This is a genomic window from Pseudomonas sp. GL-RE-29, assembly GCF_019947275.1.
GTDB lineage: Bacteria > Pseudomonadota > Gammaproteobacteria > Pseudomonadales > Pseudomonadaceae > Aquipseudomonas > Aquipseudomonas fluorescens_A.
In genome coordinates, this window is sequence record NZ_JAGYGD010000022.1 from 67071 (window position 1) to 91728 (window position 24658).

The 24658-nt window shown below is 60.0% G+C and carries 24 protein-coding genes; 17 read left to right on the top strand and 7 right to left on the bottom strand.

Annotation, left to right across the window (positions count from 1 at the left end; translation table 11 throughout):
• Positions 1-14 precede the first annotated feature (14 nt).
• From accB to KGB21_RS18840, 10 genes are all read left to right on the top strand, one after another.
• Positions 15-479 carry an acetyl-CoA carboxylase biotin carboxyl carrier protein gene (accB, locus tag KGB21_RS18795; RefSeq protein WP_034149717.1) on the top strand — a complete coding sequence of 155 codons (465 nt, stop codon included), beginning with the start codon at positions 15-17 and terminating at the stop codon, positions 477-479.
• A gap of 17 nt (positions 480-496) precedes the next feature.
• Entirely contained in the window at positions 497-1855 is a 1359-nt protein-coding gene (gene accC, locus KGB21_RS18800) for an acetyl-CoA carboxylase biotin carboxylase subunit (RefSeq protein ID WP_034149716.1), read from the top strand.
• Between the two features lie 328 nt (positions 1856-2183).
• Positions 2184-3062, top strand: a complete 879-nt coding sequence (gene prmA, locus KGB21_RS18805) for a 50S ribosomal protein L11 methyltransferase (protein ID WP_223506275.1) — start codon at positions 2184-2186, stop codon at positions 3060-3062.
• Positions 3063-3092: 30 nt separating this feature from the next.
• Positions 3093-4349, top strand: a complete 1257-nt coding sequence (locus tag KGB21_RS18810) for a DUF3426 domain-containing protein (protein WP_223506276.1) — start codon at positions 3093-3095, stop codon at positions 4347-4349.
• 185 nt (positions 4350-4534) lie between these two features.
• Complete coding sequence (gene dusB / locus KGB21_RS18815) at positions 4535-5545, top strand: tRNA dihydrouridine synthase DusB (RefSeq protein WP_034149713.1); 1011 nt, start codon at positions 4535-4537, stop codon at positions 5543-5545.
• Complete coding sequence (gene fis / locus KGB21_RS18820) at positions 5542-5862, top strand: DNA-binding transcriptional regulator Fis (protein WP_015093301.1); 321 nt, start codon at positions 5542-5544, stop codon at positions 5860-5862. The genes dusB and fis overlap by 4 nt, the downstream gene beginning before the upstream one ends.
• A gap of 81 nt (positions 5863-5943) precedes the next feature.
• Entirely contained in the window at positions 5944-7551 is a 1608-nt protein-coding gene (purH, locus tag KGB21_RS18825) for a bifunctional phosphoribosylaminoimidazolecarboxamide formyltransferase/IMP cyclohydrolase (protein WP_223506278.1), read from the top strand.
• A 157-nt stretch (positions 7552-7708) separates the two neighbouring features.
• Positions 7709-9004 carry a phosphoribosylamine--glycine ligase gene (gene purD / locus KGB21_RS18830; RefSeq protein ID WP_034149711.1) on the top strand — a complete coding sequence of 432 codons (1296 nt, stop codon included), beginning with the start codon at positions 7709-7711 and terminating at the stop codon, positions 9002-9004.
• 98 nt (positions 9005-9102) lie between these two features.
• Positions 9103-11880: a hybrid sensor histidine kinase/response regulator gene (locus tag KGB21_RS18835; protein ID WP_223506280.1), complete on the top strand. Its 2778-nt coding sequence runs from the start codon at positions 9103-9105 to the stop codon at positions 11878-11880.
• Positions 11881-11944: 64 nt separating this feature from the next.
• Positions 11945-12541, top strand: coding sequence for a MarC family protein (locus KGB21_RS18840; protein ID WP_034149709.1), 597 nt, complete (start codon positions 11945-11947; stop codon positions 12539-12541).
• Here the strand turns inward: KGB21_RS18840 and KGB21_RS18845 are convergent.
• The 7 genes from KGB21_RS18845 to KGB21_RS18875 form a co-directional block, all read right to left on the bottom strand.
• Entirely contained in the window at positions 12510-13268 is a 759-nt protein-coding gene (locus KGB21_RS18845) for a hypothetical protein (RefSeq protein WP_034149708.1), read from the bottom strand. The genes KGB21_RS18840 and KGB21_RS18845 overlap by 32 nt on opposite strands.
• 63 nt (positions 13269-13331) lie before the next feature.
• The gene (locus KGB21_RS18850; RefSeq protein ID WP_223506282.1) at positions 13332-14102 is read right to left on the bottom strand and encodes a hypothetical protein; all 771 of its coding nucleotides are present in this window, start codon (positions 14100-14102) and stop codon (positions 13332-13334) included.
• Between the two features lie 196 nt (positions 14103-14298).
• Entirely contained in the window at positions 14299-15996 is a 1698-nt protein-coding gene (gene cobJ, locus KGB21_RS18855) for a precorrin-3B C(17)-methyltransferase (RefSeq protein WP_223506284.1), read from the bottom strand.
• Positions 15996-16727, bottom strand: coding sequence for a precorrin-2 C(20)-methyltransferase (locus KGB21_RS18860; protein ID WP_223506319.1), 732 nt, complete (start codon positions 16725-16727; stop codon positions 15996-15998). The genes cobJ and KGB21_RS18860 overlap by 1 nt, the downstream gene beginning before the upstream one ends.
• The gene (locus KGB21_RS18865; RefSeq protein ID WP_034149705.1) at positions 16727-17353 is read right to left on the bottom strand and encodes a precorrin-8X methylmutase; all 627 of its coding nucleotides are present in this window, start codon (positions 17351-17353) and stop codon (positions 16727-16729) included. The genes KGB21_RS18860 and KGB21_RS18865 overlap by 1 nt, the downstream gene beginning before the upstream one ends.
• Positions 17346-18653, bottom strand: a complete 1308-nt coding sequence (gene cobG, locus KGB21_RS18870) for a precorrin-3B synthase (protein ID WP_411741404.1) — start codon at positions 18651-18653, stop codon at positions 17346-17348. The genes KGB21_RS18865 and cobG overlap by 8 nt, the downstream gene beginning before the upstream one ends.
• Before the next feature lie 163 nt (positions 18654-18816).
• Positions 18817-19572, bottom strand: a complete 756-nt coding sequence (locus tag KGB21_RS18875) for a hypothetical protein (RefSeq protein ID WP_223506288.1) — start codon at positions 19570-19572, stop codon at positions 18817-18819.
• Positions 19573-19796: 224 nt separating this feature from the next.
• On the opposite strand from KGB21_RS18875, the gene cbiE reads away from it, so the two are divergent.
• From cbiE to KGB21_RS18910, 7 genes are all read left to right on the top strand, one after another.
• A complete protein-coding gene (gene cbiE / locus KGB21_RS18880; protein WP_223506290.1) occupies positions 19797-21008 on the top strand; it encodes a precorrin-6y C5,15-methyltransferase (decarboxylating) subunit CbiE in 1212 nt (403 codons plus the stop codon).
• Positions 21001-22098: a cobalt-precorrin-5B (C(1))-methyltransferase gene (locus tag KGB21_RS18885; RefSeq protein WP_223506292.1), complete on the top strand. Its 1098-nt coding sequence runs from the start codon at positions 21001-21003 to the stop codon at positions 22096-22098. Before cbiE ends, KGB21_RS18885 begins: the two co-directional genes overlap by 8 nt.
• Positions 22095-22823 (top strand): cobalt-precorrin-6A reductase, encoded by a 729-nt coding sequence (locus tag KGB21_RS18890; protein ID WP_223506294.1) that lies wholly within the window; start codon positions 22095-22097, stop codon positions 22821-22823. The genes KGB21_RS18885 and KGB21_RS18890 overlap by 4 nt, the downstream gene beginning before the upstream one ends.
• Before the next feature lie 193 nt (positions 22824-23016).
• Positions 23017-23319 (top strand): type II toxin-antitoxin system RelE/ParE family toxin, encoded by a 303-nt coding sequence (locus KGB21_RS18895; protein WP_223506296.1) that lies wholly within the window; start codon positions 23017-23019, stop codon positions 23317-23319.
• Positions 23320-23322: 3 nt separating this feature from the next.
• Positions 23323-23613, top strand: a complete 291-nt coding sequence (locus KGB21_RS18900; protein ID WP_034149699.1) for an addiction module antidote protein — start codon at positions 23323-23325, stop codon at positions 23611-23613.
• A 99-nt stretch (positions 23614-23712) separates the two neighbouring features.
• The gene (locus KGB21_RS18905; protein WP_223506298.1) at positions 23713-24111 is read left to right on the top strand and encodes a DUF2946 domain-containing protein; all 399 of its coding nucleotides are present in this window, start codon (positions 23713-23715) and stop codon (positions 24109-24111) included.
• Between the two features lie 48 nt (positions 24112-24159).
• Positions 24160-24639 (top strand): copper chaperone PCu(A)C, encoded by a 480-nt coding sequence (locus tag KGB21_RS18910; RefSeq protein WP_223506300.1) that lies wholly within the window; start codon positions 24160-24162, stop codon positions 24637-24639.
• Positions 24640-24658: the final 19 nt, after the last annotated feature.

A 24658-nucleotide genomic window follows, 5' to 3' on the forward strand; every position in this document is an offset into this window, starting at 1 on the left:
GGAGTTGATGATTCATGGATATCCGTAAAGTTAAGAAACTGATCGAATTGCTGGAAGAGTCCGGCATCGACGAGCTCGAGATCAAGGAAGGCGAAGAGTCCGTACGCATCAGCCGCCATAGCAAGACCCCGGCTCAGCAGTACTACGCACCGGCTCCAATGCCTGCTCCGGCTGCCGCGCCTGTCGCTGCCGCCGCTCCGGCTGCCGCTGCCGCCCCTGCTGCTCCGGCCGCACCTGTGTTGAACGGCACCGTTGCCCGTTCGCCGATGGTCGGTACGTTCTATCGCAAATCTTCGCCAACCTCGCCGTCCTTCGTTGAAGTCGGCCAGACCGTGAAGAAAGGCGACACCCTGTGCATCGTTGAAGCCATGAAGATGATGAACCACATCGAAGCTGAAACCAGCGGTGTGATCGAATCCATCCTCGTCGAAGACGGCCAGCCGGTTGAGTACGACCAACCGCTGTTCACCATCGTTTGAACCGCGGAGAGCCTTTGATGACTGCGAAGTTGGAAAAAGTTCTGATCGCCAACCGCGGTGAGATCGCACTGCGGATTCTGCGCGCCTGCAAAGAGATGGGCATCAAGACCGTCGCCGTTTATTCCAAGGCTGACAAGGAACTGATGCACCTGGGCCTGGCAGACGAATCCGTCTGCATCGGTCCGGCATCGGCCGCCCACTCCTACCTGCACATCCCGGCAATCATCGCCGCGGCCGAAGTGACCGGCGCCACCGCCATTCACCCTGGCTACGGTTTCCTCGCGGAAAACGCCGACTTCGCCGAACAGGTCGAGAACTCCGGCTTCGCCTTCATCGGCCCGAAAGCTGAAACCATCCGCCTGATGGGCGACAAGGTTTCGGCCAAGCACGCCATGATCGCTGCCGGCGTACCGACCGTTCCGGGTTCCGACGGCCCGCTGCCGGAAGACGAAGAAACCGCTCTGCGCATTGGTCGCGAAGTCGGTTATCCGGTGATCATCAAAGCCGCTGGCGGCGGTGGTGGTCGCGGCATGCGCGTTGTGCATAAAGAAGAAGACCTGATTTCCTCGGCCAAACTGACCCGCTCCGAAGCAGGCGCGGCGTTCGGCAACCCGATGGTCTATCTGGAAAAATTCCTGACCAACCCGCGCCACGTGGAAGTTCAGGTTCTTTCCGACGGCCAGGGCCACGCCATCCATCTGGGCGACCGCGATTGCTCGCTGCAACGTCGTCACCAGAAAGTTCTCGAAGAAGCGCCGGCACCGGGCATCGACGAGAAGGCTCGCCAGGAAGTTTTCGCGCGCTGCGTCAAGGCGTGCATCGACATCGGTTACCGTGGCGCGGGCACTTTCGAGTTCCTGTACGAGAACGGTCGCTTCTACTTCATCGAGATGAACACTCGTGTCCAGGTAGAGCACCCGGTTTCGGAAATGGTTACCGGCATCGACATCGTCAAGGAGATGCTCAGCATCGCCGCCGGCAACAAGCTGTCGTTCACCCAGGATGACGTGGTCATCCGCGGTCACGCGCTGGAATGCCGGATCAACGCCGAAGACCCGAAAACCTTCATGCCGAGCCCGGGCACGGTCAAGCATTTCCACGCACCAGGCGGCAACGGCGTTCGCGTCGACTCGCACCTGTACAGTGGTTATGCCGTTCCGCCGAACTACGATTCGTTGATCGGCAAGCTGATCACCTACGGCGCAACCCGTGACGAAGCCATGGCGCGCATGCGCAATGCGCTGGACGAGATCGTGGTCGACGGGATCAAGACCAACATCCCGCTGCACCGCGACCTGACCCGCGACGAAGGCTTCTGCAAAGGGGGCGTGAACATTCACTACCTCGAGCACAAACTGGCTGGCGAGAAGCACTAAGCTTCGAACCTGCACCTGACAAAGCCGCCTTCGGGCGGCTTTGTTGTTTCTGGAAGCGGCTCAATGCAAAACCCTGTGGCGAGGGAGCTTGCTCCCGCTCGGTTGCGCAGCAACCGCCAGATTATCCCACCGCGCAGAATCAGACAGATCCAGCTCTGCCATTTTGGGACCGCTTCGCGCTCCAGCGGGAGCAAGCTCCCTCGCCACAGGTTATGCATTCGCTCCCGTGCATTGCCAACCCGGTCGTCATCTGCCGCTCTCTCGCGTAAACTTGCGCGCTTCTCGCAGCCCGCTAGGCTGCAATCAATATTTTTCAAAGGTGCCCGCCATGCCTTGGCTGCAAGTCCGTCTCGCCATCAGCCCAGAACAAGCCGAAACCTACGAAGACGCTTTCCTTGAAGTGGGCGCCGTGTCGGTGACCTTCATGGACGCCGAAGATCAGCCGATCTTCGAGCCGGAACTCAACACCACGCCACTGTGGTCGCACACGCACCTGCTGGCCCTGTTCGAAGGCGGCACCGAGCCGGGCCCGGTGCTGGCACATCTTGAGCTGTTGACCGGCAGCCCGCTGCCCGAGCATCACAGCGAAGTCATCGAAGACCAGGACTGGGAACGCAGCTGGATGGACGGCTTCCAGCCGATGCGTTTCGGCCAGCGCCTGTGGATCGTGCCGAGCTGGCACGCCGCGCCGGAACCTGATGCGGTGAATCTGTTGCTGGATCCGGGCCTGGCATTCGGCACCGGCACCCACCCAACCACCGCGTTGTGCCTGGAATGGCTCGACGGTCAGGACCTGAAAGACTGCAATGTGCTGGACTTCGGCTGCGGCTCGGGGATTCTGGCAATTGCCGCCCTGCTGCTGGGCGCCAAGGAAGCTGTCGGCACCGACATCGACGTGCAGGCGCTGGAAGCCTCCCGCGACAACGCCGGGCGCAATAATATCGCCGACGAGTCGTTCCCACTGTATCTGCCGGAAGATTTGCCGCAGGTTCAGGCCGATGTGCTGGTGGCCAATATCCTCGCTGGCCCGCTGGTGTCCCTGGCGCCGCAGTTGTCCGGCCTGGTCAAGTCCGGCGGGCGCCTGGCGCTGTCGGGCATCCTTGCCGAGCAAGGTGACGAAGTCGCCGCAGCCTACGCCAAGGACTTCGATCTGGATCCGATCGCCAATCGCGATGGCTGGGTGCGCATCACAGGCCGTCGGCGCTAGAATGGGCGCCTGCATAAACCGGATCGCCGCATGACCGACAGCTTCGTCACCCAGTGCCCGCATTGCCAAACCAGCTTCCGCGTCAGCCATGCTCAGTTGAGCGTGGCACGCGGGGTCGTTCGCTGTGGCTCATGCCTTCAGGTGTTCAATGCCGCCAAGCAATTGCTTGAGCAGGCCGGCAAGGAGCCGGTCGCGCCAGCCCCTGCGGCCATCGTTGAAGTGCCGGAACCGGTAGAACCAAAGGCCATCAGTCAAAAACAATGGTCCGCCGCCGAGCTGGACCTGGACACCCTGGACCTCGACGAAGAACTCGCCCGCCTCGAACAGCGGGAAATCCAGCCAACCACAGAGTTTGGCCGGCACCGCGATGACACGCTCAGCGCCCGTCGCGATAGCATCGAAACCGACCAAGAGCCGTGGTCCGACAGCCTGTTCAGCGAATCGGCTGCTGATCGCGCGCAAACGGCCGAGGACCTCGACGCCCTCGATGCGCTCGACGACCCGCAACCGATACCAGAGCCGAGCAAAAACTCCCGCACCGAACCGTCTCTGTCGTTGTCGCTGGAACCGATAGAACTGGACGACGAAGCACAGCCGCCACAATTGCGCCTGCACGACCCGCTCGATACCCCACTTCCTAAAGAACGCCTGTCAGCAACTACCACCGATGAAATCGAAGAAGACCTGCCGTCGGTCGAACCGTTGCGCAAACGCCGCGAACGCAGCGAACCCGGCGTTCGCGCCGACGTACTGCAAGACCTGACCGACGATCCGCTGCAGCTCGACTGGCAAAGACGCCGCTCGCCATGGGCGCGCCGGCTTTTCTGGCTGCTGCTGGTCCTGCTCGGTGCCGGCGCTCTGGTAGGTCAATACGTTGCCTACCACTTCGACGAACTGGCGCGGCAGGACCAATACCGCCCGTGGTTCCAACAGTTTTGCCCGCAAATCGGCTGCACAGTGCCCTCCAAGGTCGACATCGCAAAAATCAAAAGCAGCAACCTGGTGGTCCGCAGCCATCCAGAATTCAGCGGCGCGCTGGTGGTCGACGCGATCATCTACAACCGCGCGCCATTTTCCCAGCCGTTCCCGCTACTGGAACTGCGCTTTGCCGACCTCAATGGCCATCTGATTGCCAGCCGCCGCTTCAAACCCGGCGAATACCTCAATGGCGACCTTGAAGGCATGGTGGAAATGCCGCCGCAGACGCCGATCCACATTGCCCTGGACATTCTCGACCCAGGCGCCAAAGCGGTGAACTACAGCCTGAGCTTCCACTCCCCCGAGTAAAACGGTTCTCTGATCCTCAGTTGACGACGGCTTTCTGACTTTGCCCCTTCAGACCAAACCGCTGGCGATAACAGAATAACTGTTCAGATTTTGTTCAATTCAGCCTTTATCCAGTCATCGAGAGCGGGTATCATGCCAACCCTTTTTCGAACTCTCATGATCCGGCCCCACAACAGGGAAGTCCTATGTCGGCGGTACGCATCGGTCCATACACATTACATAACGGCTTGATTCTCGCCCCAATGGCGGGTGTCACCGATCAACCCTTTCGTCAGCTGTGCAAGCGATTGGGCGCGGGACTAGTAGTCTCGGAAATGGTCACCAGTGACATGAGTTTGTGGAACACCCGCAAGTCGCGCATGCGCATGATCCACGAAGGTGATCCCGAGCCCCGCTCGGTACAGATCGCCGGTGGCGACGCGCAGATGCTGGCGGATGCAGCCCGGGCAAACGTTGAGTTGGGCGCTCAGATTATTGATATCAACATGGGCTGTCCGGCCAAGAAGGTCTGCAACAAGGCTGCCGGTTCCGCACTGTTAAAAGATGAAGCACTGGTCACCGAAATCCTGCAAGCCGTCGTGGCTGCGGTTGATGTGCCGGTGACCCTGAAGATCCGTACCGGCTGGGACCGGGACAACAAGAATGGCTTGACGGTGGCGAAGATCGCCGAGCAGGCAGGCATTACGGCGTTGGCGGTCCATGGCCGCACCCGTGCCGATCTGTACACCGGTGAAGCCGAGTACGACACCATCGCCGCGATCAAGCAGGCGGTGTCGATGCCGGTCTTCGCCAATGGCGACATCGATTCGCCAGAAAAGGCCCGATACGTGCTCGACGCGACCGGTGCCGACGGCCTGCTGGTTGGCCGGGCTGCCCAGGGGCGGCCATGGATTTTTCGCGAGATCGACCATTTCCTGCGTACCGGCGAGAAACTCCCGGCGCTGGACCTGATCGAGGTGGAACGCATCCTGCTAGAGCATCTGGCTGCGCTGCACGCCTTCTATGGAGACGTGATGGGCGTACGCATTGCTCGAAAGCATGTGGGCTGGTATCTCGCAACCTTGCCGGGCGCCAGGGAGTTTCGCGCCCACTTCAATCGTTTGGAAGATACGGAAGCACAATGCGCCAACGTTCGGGGCTTCTTTGCCGGGCGTTACAAGAGCCTGACAGGGGACGGAGAGTGGGTGGCCGCATGACGATGATGACCGAGACTTTAGTGAGTGGAACAACACCCGTGAGCGACAACGTAAATTTGAAACAGCACCTCAATACCCCGAGCGAAGAAGGTCAGACCCTTCGCGGGAGTGTCGAGAAAGCGCTGCACAATTATTTCGCCCACCTTGAGGGCGCGGCCGTCACGGATGTGTACAACCTGGTGCTCTCCGAAGTCGAGGCTCCCCTGCTCGAATGCGTGATGAACTACGTCAAGGGCAACCAGACCAAGGCCAGCGAGATGCTCGGACTGAACCGGGGCACGCTGCGCAAGAAACTCAAGCAGTACGATTTGCTGTAAGCATTCAATCAAACCAGAAAGGCGCCCGCGTAAAACCGGTCGCCTTTTTTGCTGACTCCTTTGCTTTTGATGGAAATTGAAATGACCGACCAGACTACCCGCCTGCCGATCCGCCGCGCCTTGATCAGCGTTTCCGACAAGACCGGGATCCTTGAATTCGCCAAAGAACTTGAAGCCCTGGGCGTCGAGATCCTCTCTACCGGCGGAACGTTCAAGCTGCTGCAGGACAACGGCGTTGCCGCAGTGGAAGTCGCGGATTACACCGGTTTTGCCGAAATGATGGACGGTCGGGTGAAAACCCTGCACCCGAAAATCCACGGCGGGATCCTCGGTCGTCGCGGTATCGACGACGCCATCATGAACGAGCACGGCATCAAGCCGATCGACCTGGTAGCGGTCAACCTGTACCCGTTCGAAGCCACCATCAACAAGCCAGGCTGCGACCTGCCGACCGCGATTGAAAACATCGACATCGGTGGCCCGACCATGGTTCGTTCGGCAGCCAAGAACCATAAAGATGTGGCCATCGTGGTCAACGCCAGCGATTACGCCAGCGTCCTCGAAAACCTGAAAGCCGGCGGCCTGACCTACGCTCAGCGATTCGACCTGATGCTCAAGGCCTTCGAACACACCGCTGCCTACGACGGCATGATCGCCAACTACATGGGCACCGTGAACCAGGCTGCCGAAACACTGAGCACCGAAGGTCGCAGCGAATTCCCGCGCACTTTCAACAGCCAGTTCATCAAGGCCCAGGAAATGCGCTACGGCGAGAACCCGCACCAGAGCGCGGCGTTCTACGTGGAAGCCAAGCCTGCCGAAGTCGGCATCGCCACCGCGACCCAGCTGCAAGGCAAAGAGCTGTCCTACAACAACGTGGCTGACACCGACGCCGCGCTGGAATGCGTGAAGAGCTTCGTCAAACCGGCTTGCGTGATCGTCAAGCACGCCAACCCTTGCGGCGTGGCCGTCAGCCCGGACGCAGAAGGCGGTATCCGCAAGGCCTACGACCTGGCCTACGCCACCGACACCGAATCCGCGTTCGGAGGCATCATTGCCTTCAACCGCGAACTGGATGCTGAAACCGCAAAAGCCATCGTCGAGCGTCAGTTCGTCGAAGTGATCATCGCGCCGAGCGTCAGCGAAGAAGCCCGCGCCATCGTGGCCGCCAAAGCCAACGTACGCCTGCTGGCCTGCGGCGAGTGGTCGGCTGATCGCGCCGCTGCCTGGGACTACAAACGCGTCAACGGTGGCCTGCTGGTACAGAGCCGCGACATCGGCATGATCGGCGCCGATGACCTGAAAGTCGTGACCAAACGCGCTCCGACCGAACAGGAAATCCACGACCTGATCTTCGCCTGGAAAGTGGCCAAGTACGTCAAGTCCAACGCCATCGTCTACGCCAAGAACCGCCAGACCATCGGTGTCGGCGCCGGCCAGATGAGCCGCGTGAACTCGGCACGTATTGCTGCGATCAAGGCTGAACATGCCGGCCTGCAGGTAGCCGGTTCGGTAATGGCCTCCGACGCGTTCTTCCCGTTCCGCGACGGCCTGGACAACGCGGCCAAGGTCGGCATCACTGCAGTGATCCAGCCAGGCGGTTCGATGCGTGATGCTGAAGTGATTGCTGCTGCCGACGAAGCCGGCATCGCCATGGTCTTCACCGGCATGCGCCACTTCCGTCACTGATTCAACTCGATCCAAATGTGGGAGCTGGCTTGCCAGCGATAGCATCCCCTCGGTCTAACTGATGAACCGAGTCGCCTGCATCGCTGGCAAGCCAGCTCCCACAGAAAAGCAGCTCCAACGCTGCCCACAGAATTTAGCGTCATCCGAGGTTTTTTAAATGAATGTTTTGATCATTGGCAGCGGTGGCCGTGAACACGCCCTGGCCTGGAAAGTGGCTCAGGATCCGCGCGTACAGAAAGTTTTCGTGGCTCCGGGCAATGCCGGCACTGCCATCGAAGCCAAGTGCGAGAACGTCGCCATCGACGTGCTGGCCCTTGAGCAGCTAGCAGACTTTGCCGAGAAAAACGTTTCCCTGACCATCGTCGGCCCGGAAGTGCCACTGGTCGCTGGCGTCGTTGACCTGTTCCGCTCCCGTGGCCTGGACTGCTTCGGTCCTACCGCTGGTGCTGCTCAGCTGGAAGGTTCGAAAGCCTTCACCAAGGATTTCCTGGCGCGCCACAAGATCCCGACCGCCGACTACCAGAACTTCACGGAGATCGAGCCAGCCCTGGCTTATCTGCGTGAAAAGGGTGCACCGATCGTGATCAAGGCCGATGGCCTGGCCGCCGGTAAAGGCGTGATCGTTGCCATGACCCTGGCCGAAGCCGAAGACGCCGTGCGTGACATGCTGGCAGGCAACGCTTTCGGCGACGCCGGTTCGCGCGTAGTCATCGAAGAGTTCCTGGACGGCGAAGAAGCCAGCTTCATCGTCATGGTCGACGGCAAGAACGTACTGCCGATGGCCACCAGCCAGGACCACAAACGCGTCGGTGACGGCGACACCGGTCCGAACACGGGCGGCATGGGTGCCTACTCCCCGGCTCCGGTGGTCACCAGCGAAGTCCACCAGCGCGTGATGGATCTGGTGATCTGGCCGACCGTGCGCGGCATGGCCGAGGAAGGCAACGTTTACACGGGTTTCCTGTACGCCGGCCTGATGATCGACAAGGCTGGTAACCCAAAAGTTATCGAATTCAACTGCCGTTTCGGCGACCCTGAGACCCAACCAGTCATGCTGCGCTTGCAGTCGAGCCTGGTGCTGCTGGTCGAAGCGGCCCTGGCGCAGGCGCTGGACAAGGTCGAAGCGCAATGGGATCCACGTCCGAGCGTCGGTATCGTGCTGGCGGCGGGCGGCTATCCTGGTGACTACGCCAAAGGCGCGGCCATCAATGGTCTGGATGCAGCCGCGGCGTTGGAAGGCAAAGTCTTCCACGCTGGCACTGCGCTCCAGGACGGTCAAGTCGTGACGGCCGGTGGTCGGGTGCTGTGCGCCACTGCCATGGGCGCCAGCGTCGATGCGGCCCAACAGCAGGCTTACAAACTGGCGGCAAAGATTGATTGGGAAGGCTGTTTCTATCGCAAGGACATTGGCTACCGCGCCATTGCCCGCGAGCGTGGCGAAAATCAGGAATAAGTTTCCATTCGGCCGGGCAAGGGCTTCGGGCCCTTGCCTGACTATTCCGGCGCCGCGCATAGTTGTAATCTGGCATTAACCTACGAAGGGATTTCGCCGTGCGCTGGCTCAGGATTGCCATAGGTTTCACCGTCACTCTGCTGACCCTGCTCTGCATGCTCCCGGCCCAGGCCGCGCAAGGCAGTGGTTGGGCGGTATTGCTCGACGAACAGGGCGACCTGCAACTGAGCGACATCCGCTCTGCTCGCTACACCAATCAATTCAGCCCCATCGAACTCGACAGCCTCACCGCCGCCGAGCCCGACGGAGCGCTCTGGCTACGTTTCCGCCTCGCACCCGGCAAGCATGAACAATTGCTGCGCGTGTTTGCGCCGGACCTGTTGCATTTCAATATGTATGTGCTGGACGGCGACAAGCTGATCGAGCAATCCAACACCGGCAATCGACAGCCTCTGGTTGACCGGCCCCTGCCGAGCAGCGACTTCATGGTGCCGTTGCCGCAGAGCGACAAAACCCTCGATGTTTATTTGCGACTGGTTTCCGAGCACCAGTTACGGCCTTACATCACCCTGCAATCGGCCGTCATGACCGCCGCCAATCAGCATCAAACGCTGATCTACGGCCTGTTGCTGGGCAGCATCGGCATGCTGATCCTGCACAATCTCGTCCGTTACGCCTACTCGCGCTCGCGCAGCAGCCTCTGGCTGGCGGCGGCCGAAGGCTGTCTGATGCTCAGCCTGATTCTGTTGCTGAACCTGGCAGGCCCCTGGCTGCCCGACTGGCAAGCCGTACAAACGCCGGGCGCTTATCTCGCCTTATTGCTGACGGCGCCCTGCGGCCTGATGTTCGCCCTGCGCTTCTTCGCGCCTCTGGGCCCGCACCCGCTGAACAGACTGATTCAAGTCGACATCCTGTTGATCATGATTTGCAGTCTGTTGCTGCTGTTCGTCAACACGCTGCCGCTGAACATCATTACTTATGGACTGGTCGCCCTTGCGGGCCTGACCATGTTGTTCGTCAGCGCCTATCACTGGCAAAAAGGCTATCGCCCGGCACGACTGTTCGTGGCAGCGATGGTGGTGTTCAACCTCGGTACGCTGATCATCCTCCCGGCCCTGCTGGGGCTGACCCTGATTGAACCGCACGACCTGATCACCACGCTGCTGGCGTTCATCTGCATCAGCGGCCTACTGATGGGCATTGCCCTGAGCGAGCGCCAACGCAGCATCACCGAAGACCGTTTCAGCATCAGTCGCGACCTGGCGGCCAGCAATGCCGAGATCAACGCCAAGGCCGAATTCCTGGCGAAGATCAGCCATGAAATCCGCACCCCGATGAACGGCGTACTGGGCATGACCGAGTTGCTGCTGGGCACGCCTCTGTCGGTCAAGCAGCGCGACTATGTGCAAACCATCCATAGCGCTGGCAACGAACTGCTGACGCTGATCAACGAAATCCTCGACATCTCCAAGCTCGAATCAGGACAGATCGAGCTGGACGATGTGCAGTTCGATCTCAATGCGTTGATCGAAGACTGCCTGAGCATCTTCCGCGCCAAGGCCGAGCAGCAGAACGTTGAGCTGATCAGTTTCATTCAGCCGCAAGTGCCGCGGGTCATCAGCGGTGACCCGACACGCCTGCGTCAAACGTTGTTGAGCCTGCTGGAAAACGCCCTGAAGAAAACCGATGAAGGCGAAATCCTCATCGTCGTCGCGCTCGATGAGCGCACCGCCAAACCACGCCTGCGCATCGCCGTTCAGGACAGCGGCGAACCCATGGACGCCGAAGAGCGCGACGCGCTGATGCACGCGGAACTGCACAGCAAGCACTTCCTCTCGGCCAACCGCCTGGGTGGCAATCTGGGCCTGGTGATCGCCCGTCAACTGATCCGCTTGATGCAAGGCGAATTCGGCATCAAGAGCGGCAGCACCCAGGGCAGCACCTTGTGGCTGACCTTGCCGCTCGATCCTGATCGCCTCGAACACCCGACCTCCGACCTCGACGGTCCGTTGCAGGGCGCACGGGTGTTGGTGGTGGACGACAACGACACCTGTCGCAAGGTGCTGGTGCAGCAGTGCAGCGCCTGGGGCTTGAACGTCAGCGCCGTGCCGTCTGGCAAGGAAGCCCTGGCACTGCTGCGCACCAAGGCGCACCTGCGCGACTACTTCGACGTGGTCCTGCTGGACCAGAACATGCCCGGCATGACCGGCATGCAACTGGCCGCCAAGATCAAGGAAGACCCGAGCCTGAACCACGACATCCTGCTGATCATGCTCACCGGCATCAGCAATGCGCCAAGCAAGATCATCGCGCGCAATTCGGGGATCAAGCGCATCCTCGCCAAACCGGTCGCCGGCTACACCCTCAAGACCACCCTCGCCGACGAGCTGACCCAGCGCAACAAGGGGCTGGCCGTCATGCCGCATCTGCCATCAGGTACAAGCCTGCCGGTGAAGGTGCCCAGCGATTTCCGCATTCTGGTGGCCGAAGACAACAGCATCTCGACCAAGGTGATCCGCGGCATGCTGGGCAAGCTCAACCTGCAACCCGACACTGCCAGCAACGGTGAAGAAGCCTTGCAGGCCATGAAGGCGCAACGTTACGACCTGGTGTTGATGGACTGCGAAATGCCGATCCTCGACGGTTTCTCGGCCACCCAGCAATTGCGTGCGTGGGAAGTCGGCAACCAGCGAATTCGTACCCCGGTGGTGGCATTGACCGCACACATCCTGGCCGAGCATAAAGAACGCGCGCGCCAGGCGGGTATGGACGGGCACATGGCCAAACCGGTCGAGTTGTCCCAGTTGCGTGAACTGATCGAACACTGGGTGGCCCAGCGCGATCAGCAGAACCGCACGGCGACACCCACGTCCTGAGCCGACAGACTCCGTAGCGCCTGATAGACTCCCCCTCGACTTCCCTCGCCAGTGAGCCTGCACCATGCTCCACGTGTTGTTCAGCGTTTACCTGAAGATGCTGGTGCTCTACAGCCCCTTCTTCGTGTTGTCCTGCTTCATCAGTCTGACTCGCGGTTATTCGCGCAAGGAACAGCGCCGGCTAGCCTGGAAAGTGGCAATCGCCACACTGGTGTCCAGTGTCTTGCTGTACTTGTTCGGTCGAGTAATTTTCAGCGTCTTCGGCATCACCGTGGACGCCTTCCGCATCGGTGCGGGCAGCGTGTTGTTCATCTCGGCGCTGGGCATGGCCCAGGGCAAGTCAGCCGTGCAGACCGACAACGTGCAGCAGGACGTGACCATCGTCCCCCTGACCATCCCGCTGACCGTCGGCCCCGGCACCATCGGCGCCTTGCTGGTGATGGGCATCGGTCAGCCGCACTGGGACGACAAGCTCACCGCGATCCTCAGTATTGCCCTGGCCAGTTTCACGGTGGGCGTGGTGTTGTATCTGTCCAATCACATCGAACGTATTCTCGGCGACCAGGGTTTGCAGATCGTCAGCCGATTGATGGGGTTGTTCGTGTGTGCATTGGCGGCGCAGATTATTTTCACCGGTGTGAAGGGTTATCTGGTGCCATGACGGCGTCACAGGTCGAGGTCACCGGCATCAACCCGATACCCGGCGTGATCGGCATCAGCTGATGTCCCTGCACAAAAGCGACGATTTGCGCCCTGCTTCTGGCGAATGCCCTCGCTGCCATCTCGAACGCGTGATGCTTCACGGCTACCGGTGACGTGAAGCTGGACGGCACAAAGGCCTGCTGCAGAAATTGCTCATCCACGCATTGGGTCGTTTCAAACTCAAGGTAGAACAGGTCGATGCAGGCTTTGCGTGCACTTACCGCCAGCATCCAATGCACCGTGAAGCGCTGCTCTTCCTTTCCCCCTTCCACCTCCACCCTGCGCTGACTGAACGACCGCTCGCGAAAGCGCACCGCCGGTGGCGCATCCGTCGACAGCTGCGCGAAAGCATCCAATGCTTCGAGCGCAAGCTCACACGGTTCTTGCAACGCCTCGCCGGCCATCGCATGCGCAAACACATTTTGCAGCGTCACCGTGGATGGCTGATTAAACACGGGTTTCAGGTCTTGCTCACGCCTGAGCGTCCACCCGCATCGCTCGAGGGCCTCAGCAAATCTGCTGTGCCATTGCGGGAAGTCACCGACGTCGGGAAAACTGTTTGAAGCCATCACCCGAGCAGCCAGCAAAGAATACAAAGTGTCGCATTTCATCTGCTGATCCAATGAAAGCGACAAGACACCGAGAAGCCCGGAGTCGACAAATGATTCCTGACGAAAACTTTCCATGTTTCACCTTGCAACTCGAATACAAAAAAAGAGAACTTCCAGCACGGAAGCTCTCAAGAATGTTTACAGCGGTGTTTTAAAGTAATCGAGTCGGGCTTTATCGACTGCCGCCTGAACAACATCCTTAACGACATTGTAAGCACGTCGATTCAATACACGCCGAGTAGCAGCATTGTAGATCCTGACTTCCTCACCTCGATACTTGAAGAATAAAATTTTTGTAATGAGCTCCTTTGTTTCCATTTGTATAGCACACGCAATCATAGTTGCCCGCCCACCCAACAACAGGCATGGAGTGGCCTGAAAGTTGCCGGACTTATTTTGTTTACTTTTCAGCTCTATCAATTTTAGAGCGCCGTCGTTCTTTTCCAGCGAATTGAAGGCTGCGGAGATCAGCGGCAAAACCTTCAGTTTGTCGGCACCGGCGGCCAGGGCGATGATCTGCAATGCAGCCTCATCCATAGTGAAGTTTAGCTCCCGGCTGACGTACTCCTTGTAAGGGTCGCTCATGGTCGGCCAGCCACACATGGTCAGTGCCTTGCTGTATTCGCCATACCATTCGCGGCGCTGGGTTTCGCGATGGAAGAGTTTGTCCGCACGTATTTCCGCATAAAGAATCGTGTCGTCGAAGGCTTCGCGATCCTCATATGACAGCTCCTCATCATAGGCAGCGACAGTTGTCCCCAGCACCGCAGCCGAATCGCTACCCTGTTGTTCCGAGGCCAGACTCATTCGCGACATACGCGCCATCGGCTGAACCATCTCAGCCGACTTGAAATATTCCCGCTGAGCGGCATAGTCGAATGCATCACCCATAACTTCATTCAAAATCATATTATTAACTTCCATGTTATTTAATTAGGCCTGCCTCTTGCAGACAAATAAAACTTAGCAACCAGACAAGAACCGGTCAAACAAGAAAGAACCACAAGATATTGTCACGCAAAAACGACGATTGAAAAATCGGCACTTGAATTAAAAACAACCAACTAAACAATAAGGCCGGCATTGCGCCGGCCCGTTATCCAACTTACGGTTTATTGCCATACCAGCGAGGCGTGTAAACCCAAGTTCCGCCATCTGCTCGAGCAAACACACAAGTCGTCGAGGAGCCAACAAGCACCATGGTCCGCATATCAACCTGATCAGGAGTGAGTTGCCCGAGCGTCGTCACCCGAAGCGTCTGACCCGGACGACCGATATCGCGTCCCAGTACCACGGGTGTTTCAGGCACGCGGTGCCGAGCGACGATTTCCAGGGCTTGCCCCAGTTGCCACGGACGTGAGCGGGAGATCGGGTTGTAGAACGCCAGGGCCAGATCTGCCTGGGCCGCGAGGTCCAGTCGTTTCTCGATGATCGACCAAGGCTTGAGGTTGTCCGAAAGCGATAGTACGCAAAAATCATGACCCAACGGTGCCCCGGCCTGGGCCGCTGTTGCCAGCGAGGCGGATACGCCCGGCAAGATCTCGAGTTCGACGTTATGCCAATGCGCATCGGTCGACTCATGAAGCGCTTCGAGCACCGCGGCAGCCATGGCGAAAACACCCGGATCACCGGAGGACACCACCACCACCGATCGCCCTTGGGCGGCGAGTTCGAAAGCGTGACGCGCACGTTGCATCTCTTCGCGGTTATCCGTGCAGTGCAGCTTCTGGTCGGCGCGGAATGGCCCGGCCATGCGTACATACGTTTCGTAACCCAACACATCGTTGGCTCGAGCGAGTTCAGCCTTCACCGCCGGCACCATTAATTCGGTAGCGCCCGGCCCCAGACCAATCACCGCCAAGCGCCCACGCGCACGGCCGATCTGCATCGGGTCCAATGGCTGCGCGGCCAGTGCAACCGCAACAGTGTCATCACCGACAATGGAAACGACCGGTTCGATAGCCTGACGCGCCATCTCGATTGCCCCACCCATGGCACGGGCAAAACGCAACGGCACACCAAGCTCCAGTGCAGCCTCACGCAACGCAGGGCTGGCCATTTCGGAATCCGGCGCCAATAGACAGGCCAGCGACTGCACGGCTACGCAAGATTGATGCAACGCTTCGCGTACCACGTTCGGCACATCTGCAGCGCCAGCACTGACCGCGACCAACACACTCCGTGGATAGATCAACAATTCGTTGGCCGCCGGACTGCGTTCGGCATGGCTGACATGCACCGTCAGCCGCGCCTGTGCATCTTCAGGCAGTTGCGCTTGCGCCAGCCAAGGCGCCGAACCTTCGATGCGCACTGACTCGCCGCCGAGCAAATCAGAAACGAACCGCTTGCCCAGTTCCAGATCGCCCAGGGTATAACCGCCAGGGGGATTGAGCAGGCAGGTGCCGAAACGCAGTTCGCCGCTGGTAGTTATCGCCGGCGCGACGTCGAGATGTGCGGCAATCTCCCGCGCCATCACATTTACGCCGCCCAAGCCGCCGAGCAACGGCACCACCGCGCTACCATCTTCGGCCACGACCAGCACCGGCGGCTCAGCACCCTTTTCAAGCAGCAACGGCGCCAAGGTACGAATCACGATCCCGGCGGCGCACAACGCAATGATCGGCGCGTCCTGCTGATACAGCTCTCGCAGGGTCGCACCGAACTCGTGATAGACACGGTCCGCGCCATCAACCCGTTCGGCCAACCCATGGATCAGGGCGTCGGGGTAAATCTGTTGAAGCATGCGCGCAGTGGCGAGGCTGCCATTGCCAAGAATGACAATCGCCGGAGCTGGACGGGTCATCAGCCTTGCCACCTTTCGCCAGGAACGATGATCAGCGAGAAGTACGGCGAAGACATCGGCTCGACTTCATCCAGCGCAACGATTTTCTGATTGGCCATGGTTGCGCGTTCGACGTACAGCGCGCGCTCGGCCAGACCGAGTTCTTCCAGCACCTGGCGAACCTTGGGGAAGTTGCGCCCCAGCTTCATGATCACCGCCGCGTCAGCATCCGCCAGACGACGCTTGAGCTCGTCGTGTGGCAATACCCCGGACAACACCGACAGGCTCTGATTGCGATACACCAGCGGCGCGCCGAGTACCGAAGCACCGCCGAGCATCGAGCACACGCCCGGCACGACTTCGGCATCGTAACGTTCGGCCAGACGATCATGCAGGTACATGTACGAGCCGTAGAAGAACGGGTCGCCTTCGCAAATCACTGCCACATCGCGACCGGCATCCAGATGCGCGGCCAGGTGCTCACCAGCGGTATCGTAGAAATCGCTGATCACTTGCTCGTAGGACAGCGGCGCCGGCAGTACCTCGGTGGTCACCGGATAAACCAGCGGCAGCAGGGTTTGTGCTTCCTGCAAATGGGCTTCGATGATGCCGAAGGCGTTGCCCTTTTTACCCTTGGCAACGAAGTACGCCACCACCGGTGATTCGCGCAGCAGGCGCAGGGCTTTGACGGTGATCAGTTCCGGATCACCCGGACCGACGCCAAGGCCGATCAAACGTCCAGGTTGTTGCATCATTCGATCTCCGTGGCGAGGGCATTGACGGCGGCGGCGGCCATGGCGCTTCCGCCCAGCCGGCCTTGCATGATGACAAAGGGCACGCCGCGACTGTCGGCCGCAAGCGCTGCCTTGGATTCGGCGGCGCCGACGAAACCCACCGGGAAACCGAGGATCAGCGCCGGTTTGGGTGCGCCGGCGTCGAGCATTTCCAGCAGGTAGAACAGCGCGGTCGGCGCGTTGCCGATCACCACAACACTGCCTTCCAGGTGCGGGCGCCACAGTTCCAGCGCGGCGGCCGAGCGGGTATTGCCCAACTCACGGGCCAATTCGGGAACGCTTTCATCGCGCAAGGTGCAGATCACCGGGTTGTTTGCCGGCAACCGCGCACGGGTCACGCCTTCGGAGACCATCCGCGCATCACAGAGGATCGGCGCACCGGCGGCCAGTGCATCGCGCCCCGCCTTGCCCGCGCCTTCGGAAAACTGCAAACCGTCGATGGCATCGACCATGCCGCAGGCGTGAATTACCCGCACCGCGAGTTTTTCCAGATCGGCCGGGATTCGCGTGAGGTTGGCCTCGGCACGAATGATCGCGAAGGAGTTGCGATAGATCTCCTGACCGTCGCGGATGTAATCAAGCATCAAGGGGGCTCCGTAAGCGGGCGTCGAGCAACGCGCCGACCGCTTCAATAGTAAGGTTGCGTGCGTGCAGCGCGCCGAAACCGGGCTGCGCTGCATCGCGAAAATAGAGGTCGTAATGACCGGGTGAAACGGCGAGCAAGGTGACCGGGGCGGTGTGCGCGGCCGCACAGGAACGCGAGCAACCGCTCAGGTGCATATTCAGAACCTGACCGTAACGCTGGAGCAGTGAGGCCAGTTGCAAGGCGTCGTCCTTGGTGTCAGCCAGGCCTTTGCCGCAACCGTTTGAGCCGGTACAGGCGATCAACCGGGACAACGGCTGACCGGCTTCGCACAACAGGCCCAGTTGCTCCAGCGCGCCAATAACTTCAGAAACGTGCTCATGGCGAACATTGGGCAACAGCAGGCTTTGCCAAGGGGTAAAACGCAAACTCCCGTCGCCGAACGTTTCCGACAGTTTGGAAACGCCTCGAAGCATCGCGGGGTTTAGCCGTCCCAGAGGAGGCACGGCCCCCACGTAAAACCGGCCACTTTGAGCCTGGGGATGAGCGCCAATATGTAAGGTTCTTGAACTCGAAACGCGCTGCCAACCCGAAATGGCATGGAGGTCTACACGCTCCGCCAAGCGGCTTAGAAAGTCTTCGCGCGCGATCTCAGCCAGCAGATGACGCATTCGCGTTTGCTCGGGGCGCGCCAGCTCTAGAAACAATTCAAGCACCGCGATCACCAGGTTGTAACCATCGACCAGAGCGATAGAGCCTGCCGGCTCGTCCGTGGGGCATCCCGCCAGACCGAACGCCAGCCATCGCTCACCGTCTCGCTCAAAAACCGAAAGCCACAGGTCGTGTGGGTGTTCAAGCATGGCCAAGGCCTCGCCGCCATCGAGCTGCACGGCGAACTTGGCGCTGAGGTCGTGAAAACGTTCGTGGAGCTGCACCGTGGTCAGAATCTGCTCCGCCAGCGGCATTGTGTCGAACAGCATCTGCCGATCGATCCCGGCACTTGGACTGAGCATCAGGTTGCGCACGTCATCGCCCGCCGCATTTTGCGGCCCGAGACCTGCGGCTAGCAGGCTATCGATCAATGCTGCTTGCTCGCGGCCAATCCCTCGAATCTGCAGATTGGCACGATTGGTTGCCTCGATAGCGCCCCCGGCGAAGCGCTCGGCCGCATCCGCCACCGCCTTGGCCTGAGCGGTGCTGATCGAACCACCGCTGAGTTTGATCCGACAGATCCCGCCATCCAGTGCCGGGACAATACGCAGCAATCCCGGACAGGCCGAGGGGCGTAAGGCGGTGGACAGTGGGCGTTCGTTCAAGGGGATGACCCGTTCAGGTGGCGAGGCACTTCGCGGGCGAAGCGGGCGGTATTATGCCTGCTTTGCAACGGGGGATGAAAAGCTTGTCGGACGACGGGAAGGTTAACGTCTCCCAAGGCCCGGCCCGTTCGAACGAATGCGCCACGCCTCACATCCGCAACAGGTACTCACGGCTGCGCTGGGTGATTTTGTCGCGCATGGCAGCCGCCAACGGATCAAAACGTTTCCTGTCCAGCGTGAACGTCCCGTAATGCTGAATCAACGTGACATCGTGATCCAGCCACTTCAGGAACAGAAACTGCGCCGGGTTAACGGCAGCGACATACCATGAGTGAATCAACATGAGAGTCAGGCGTCCGTCGGCATCGTAGGCACAGGGCATCGTTTGAAATTGTCGTCCACGCTCCCTTCCGCTTTTTTGCGCCAGCAGCATGGATGCCTGAAGATTGTCTTTCAACGCCTCGAAAGCGTACATCGCGGCGCTGTACATGCTCCCGCTGACATTGGGTTTGAGTGTCTCGAGAATCGAACTGGAGATGGGTTCATGCAGCTCGATATGGCGACTGTCGAGCATGACCGGACGCTGATGAATCCAGCCAAAATGCCAGAGCCCCAACGTAAAATGTTGCAACCACTCGTACCACTGGGTTTCCCGGTCATAGCGTGTGTCTGTGTATTGTTCCAGATAGAGCGCGCAGTCGAGCGTATCTTGCTCATCTTCTGCGGACACTCCCTCGGCCATAGAGACGATGGTGCTCCCCGCAATAGCTGCCCGGACCGGGGTGGGGATACTGCGCGCCAGAGCGACCGCCTGTGAACGTGCGGTGGCCGGCACGGCATCGCTCAATCCAAGAAAAGCCAGACGCTGTTCCAGTGCTGGAAACTCGATAGTTGTGTCGAACATAAAATTCCTTTTTGTATGTTTGAGAGGTTGATCCAACGTCAACCAACAACGACAACTAACCAGATATCGGGCCTGTCAACAATCTGCGGACTAACACAGGATGTTTGGCCGTCACGGTTTGGGTGGCACGCAATGCGTAAAAGCCACAACGCCGCGGTATCATTGCGCCCAGCCCCGAACCCGGTTGCAACCCATGCTACGGGGCATTTTTACAAGGAGCAGGCATGAAGCCCTGGCTGACGGTAGTAGGCATCGGTGAAGACGGTTTCAAAGGTCTGGGCAAAAATGCCCGGCACGCGTTATTGCGTGCCTCACGGATCTTCGGCGGCCAGCGGCACCTGGATCTGTTACCAGCATGCATTCGTGGTGAGCGCCAACGCTGGCCGAGCCCGTTTTCCGTTGAGCCTGTGCTGGCACTGCGTGGAGAGCCGGTCTGCGTACTGGCCAGTGGCGACCCCATGTTCTTTGGGGTGGGCGCAAGCCTTGTGCGGCATCTATCCAACGATGAAATGCTAACGCTGCCGGCCCCGTCTTCATGCTCGCTGGCCGCCGCCAGGATGGGCTGGGCGTTGCAGGACGTCGTCACCTTATCGGTGGTGGCCCGCCCCGTTGCAGCGCTCAACGCACAGTTGTTCAGCGGCATGCGTTTACTGGTATTGAGCAACGACGGACAAAGTCCCGCCGCCATCGCCGAACTGCTGCGCGAGCGCGGGTTCGGGCCGAGTCGCATGAGTGTGCTGGAGCATTTGGGCGGTGAAACCGAGCGACGCAGCGACGGCGTCGCCAACAACTGGAACGACCAGGCAATCGCCGATCTCAATCTGATTGCCATCGAGTGCATCGCCGAGCCGAACACACAACGCCTGTCTCGCCTCGCCGGTTTGCCGGACTCAGCGTTCAAACACGACGGCCAACTGACCAAACGCGATGTGCGTGCAATCACGCTTGCACGCCTGGCGCCGGTGCCCGGCGAACTCTTGTGGGACGTCGGCGCCGGCAGCGGTTCGATCGGCATCGAATGGATGCGCGCCCATCCGAGTTGTCGGGCGTTGGCCATCGAGGCCGATGAAGGACGCCAGCAATTGATCGAACACAACCGCGACGCCCTCGGCGTCCCCGGCCTGCAACTGATTCGCGGCAGTGCGCCGCAGGCACTGGCCGGGCTCGAACGGCCGGATGCGATTTTCATCGGCGGCGGCGTCACCCGCGAGGGCGTGCTCGATACCTGCTGGGCCGCACTCAAACCCGGCGGCCGGCTGATCGCCAACGCTGTCACGCTGCAAAGTGAAATGACCTTGATGGCCTGGCGCGAACAGCACGGTGGCGAGTTGACGCGCATTCATATCGCCCAGGCCCAGCCGCTGGGCGACTTCGATACCTGGCGTCAGGCCCTGCCGATTACCTTGCTGGATGTGACGAAGCCTTTCGATGCGTGACGAAACCGCCGAACAACCCGCGCCGCTGCGCAGCGGCCTGACCACCGGCAGTTGTGCCACGGCCACCAGCCTGGCGGCGGCTCGTCTGCTGCTCGCAGGGATCGCGGCGGATGCCGTGGAAATCGTCCTGCCCAAAGGCAAGCGAGTGCAGATGCGCCTGGAGTTCTGCCGCCTGATAGAGGGCGGCGCCGAGGCCGGCACGATCAAGGATGCCGGCGACGATCCCGACGTGACCCACGGTGCGCTGCTCTATTCCCAAGTGCGCCTGCGCAGCGAGCCCGGCGTTGGGTTCAATGCCGGCCACGGTGTCGGCACGGTCACCCGACCTGGGCTGGTGCTGGCTGTGGGTGAACCGGCGATCAACCCCGTACCGCGCAAAATGATCACCGATCACCTGAACCTGCTCGCCAACGAACTCGGCTATAGCGGCGGTTTCGAGGTCACGGTGAACGTCGAGGGCGGCGAGGCGCTGGCACTGAAAACCATGAACCCGCGCCTGGGGATTCTCGGGGGACTGTCGATCCTCGGCACCAGCGGCATCGTCCGGCCGTTTTCTTGCGCGGCCTACATCGCCTCAATCCACCAGGGTATCGATGTCGCTAAAACCAACGGCTATCTGCACATCGCCGCGTGCACCGGCAACGCCAGCGAAGACACCATGCGCCGGGTCTACAACTTTCCGGAAATCGCCCTGATCGAAATGGGCGATTTCGTCGGCGCGGTGCTCAAACACCTGCGCAAAGTGCCGGTGGAAAAACTCAGCATCTGCGGCGGCTTCGGCAAGATCAGCAAACTGGCGGCCGGGCACATGGACTTGCACAGTCGGCATTCCAGTATTGATCTGCCACAACTGGCCGAATGGGCGGCGGCGGTAGGCGCCGATGCCGTATTGCAGCAAGCCATCCGTGACGCCAACACCAGTCAACAGGCGTTAGCCATGGCCAGCGCCGCCGGCATCGCCCTCGGCGATGCGGTGTGCCAGCACGCTTTGGATTTTGCCCGCAGCGTGGTCCTGGCGCAGGTTCAGGTCGAAGTCTTCGCCATAGACCGCCAGGGCGGAATCGTCGGCCATGCGGGAGTTTTTCAATGAAACGCATTCTGTTGCTGGGTGGCGTGACCGAGGCGTTGGCGATCGCCCGTACCCTCGGGCCACAACACATCTATAGCCTGGCCGGTGTCGGTCGGGTGCCGACGGATCTGACTTGCCAGGTTCGCGTGGGCGGCTATGGTGGCGCCGAAGGCCTGGCGCAGTTCATCCGCGATGAAGGGATTGAACTGCTGCTCGATGCCACCCATCCCTACGCCGCCCGGATCAGTCAAAACGCTGCAACCGCAGCGCGTTTGAGCGGCATTGCCTGCTGGGCGCTGCGCCGTCCGGCGTGGCAGCCACAAGCCGGCGACGACTGGCGTGAAGTCAGCGATTGGGCCGAGCTGATCGAAGCGCTGAAACCGTTCCGGCGCCCGCTGTTCACCCTTGGACGCGAGCCCTTGCAGCACCTGGGCGAAATTCCTCCTGAACAATTCTGGACGTTGCGTGCACTGGACGTTTATCCCGGCAACGAACGCTGCGAAGTAATCGGTGCACGCGGGCCGTTCCTGATCGACGATGAGCGCGAGCTGTTCGAACGGCGGCAGATCGATGTGTTGATTAGCAAGAACAGCGGCAGCACCGCCACCGAGCCGAAGCTGGAAGTGGCGCGGGAGCGAGGGGTACCGGTGTTGGTGTTGAAGCGGCCGGTGTTGCCGGGGGTTGAGCGGGAGTTTGAGTCGGTTGGGCAATTACTCAAAGCCCTACCCGTGTCAGACCATTCCTGACACCCGCAGAAACTTGCGAATTTGCTGGCAACCTTCCAGGAAGGAGCTGACTGTTCTACTTAGTAGCTTCCCTCCTATATTCGAATTCCTCTAAATCGATCGAGTCCACAAAGCCGCCTTTTAAAGGATCTCCAGCCTCATCCTCAGAAAGCGTCGCTTGCCAGCTTGTATCCCAAGGAATACGATTCACGACATGATCGACTTCAAACGATCCCGTGTGTTTGCCGATTGGCTCGACTCACTGAAAGACACCATCGGCAAGGCTCGAATCATCGCCAGGCTCCGGGCGGCCGAGCATGGAAACTTTGGTGATTGCATGCCGATAGCGGCGGCAGTTTATGAAATGCGAGTCCACCATGGTCCCGGCTACAGGATGTATTTCACTCGCAGAGGAGAAGTGGTCTACCTGCTACTCATAGGCGGTGACAAGTCGACTCAAAAACGAGATATCAAACGTGCCATTCAAATGGCGCAACACATCGGTAATGAGGAGTAAGTCATGACCGAACAATTCGTCCGTTTCGATGCTGCAGAGTTTCTCAAATCTCCAGAGGAAATGGCCGCATATCTGGATGCCTGCTTTGAAGAAGATGCAGGCGACGGCGTTTTGATACGCGCTGCACTCAACGACATTGCCCGCGCGCAAGGCATGACACAAGTTGCCCGTGACGCCGGTTTAGGTCGTGAGAGTCTGTACAAAGCGCTGAGCAGCACTGGCAATCCAGAATTCGCGACTATCATGAAAGTTATGAAAGCTTTGGGCATGCGTTTGCATGCCGTTGTTGTCTGATCGCGCTGCGACACCAAACCGCACGCCGCTTTTTTACTTATCGGCCCTGATCAGGCTAAATAGCCCGCGCCTGATCGCCCACCCAAACGGATTTTTCCCATGTCCCGACAACGGCTCGCAATTGCCTGGATAGCCTGCTTCGCAGTGCTGTTCAACATGCTCGCCATGCCGATGTCCGGAGCGATGGCGCAGACGGCGAAGTCGCCTGCCGAACAGTTGTTGTGGGGCAGTTTCTGTTCGTCCAGCGGCACCAAAATGGTCGCGATTTCGTTGGGCGACATCGAGCAAAAAGCCCCGCAAAGCGACGATCATTCCAACATGCAGCATTGCTGGTGCTGCTCAGGCTCCGCACCAATGGTGGCGTTGCCAGGCCATGAACCTCAGCTGTATTTCGCGAGCTACGAAGCCAATAGAGCCCTGCCCCCCGCGTTTCTCAACACCCCCACACCGCGCCAGCAATGGCCGAGTCTCAACCCCCGCGCGTCCCCTCTGGTGTGATTCCTTCTCGCAATTGATCTGCGTTTTGAATCGCTCTGGAGAACTGCCATGTTGAACAAACTCATCGTTCTGGCCGCGTTGCTGCTGCCTGCCTGCTTTGCCAATGCCCACGAATACAAGGCTGGCGAACTGGAAATCACTCACCCCTGGTCCCAGGAATTGCCACCCAACGCGCCGACCGTCGCGGCGTATTTCGTGATTCACAACCAAGGCAAAACCGCCGACCGCCTGCTCAGCGTTGACTCGCCCATTGCCGGCGAAGCGCAATTGCATGAGCACGTGATGCAAGGCGACGTGATGAAAATGCAGCACGTTCCTAACGTGCAAATCCCCGCTGGCGGCGAAGTCACCTTCGCGCCAATGGCTTACCACGTGATGCTGCTGAACCTGAAGGATCGCAGCCTGCTGAGCGATGGCAAACGCTTCCCGCTGACGATGCATTTCGAGAAGGCCGGTGACGTGCAGGTCGAAGTGGCGGTGGAAAAACAGGCGCCGCAAGCCATGCAAAAGCACGCGCACGTCCAGTAATCGACCGAGCTGAATACGC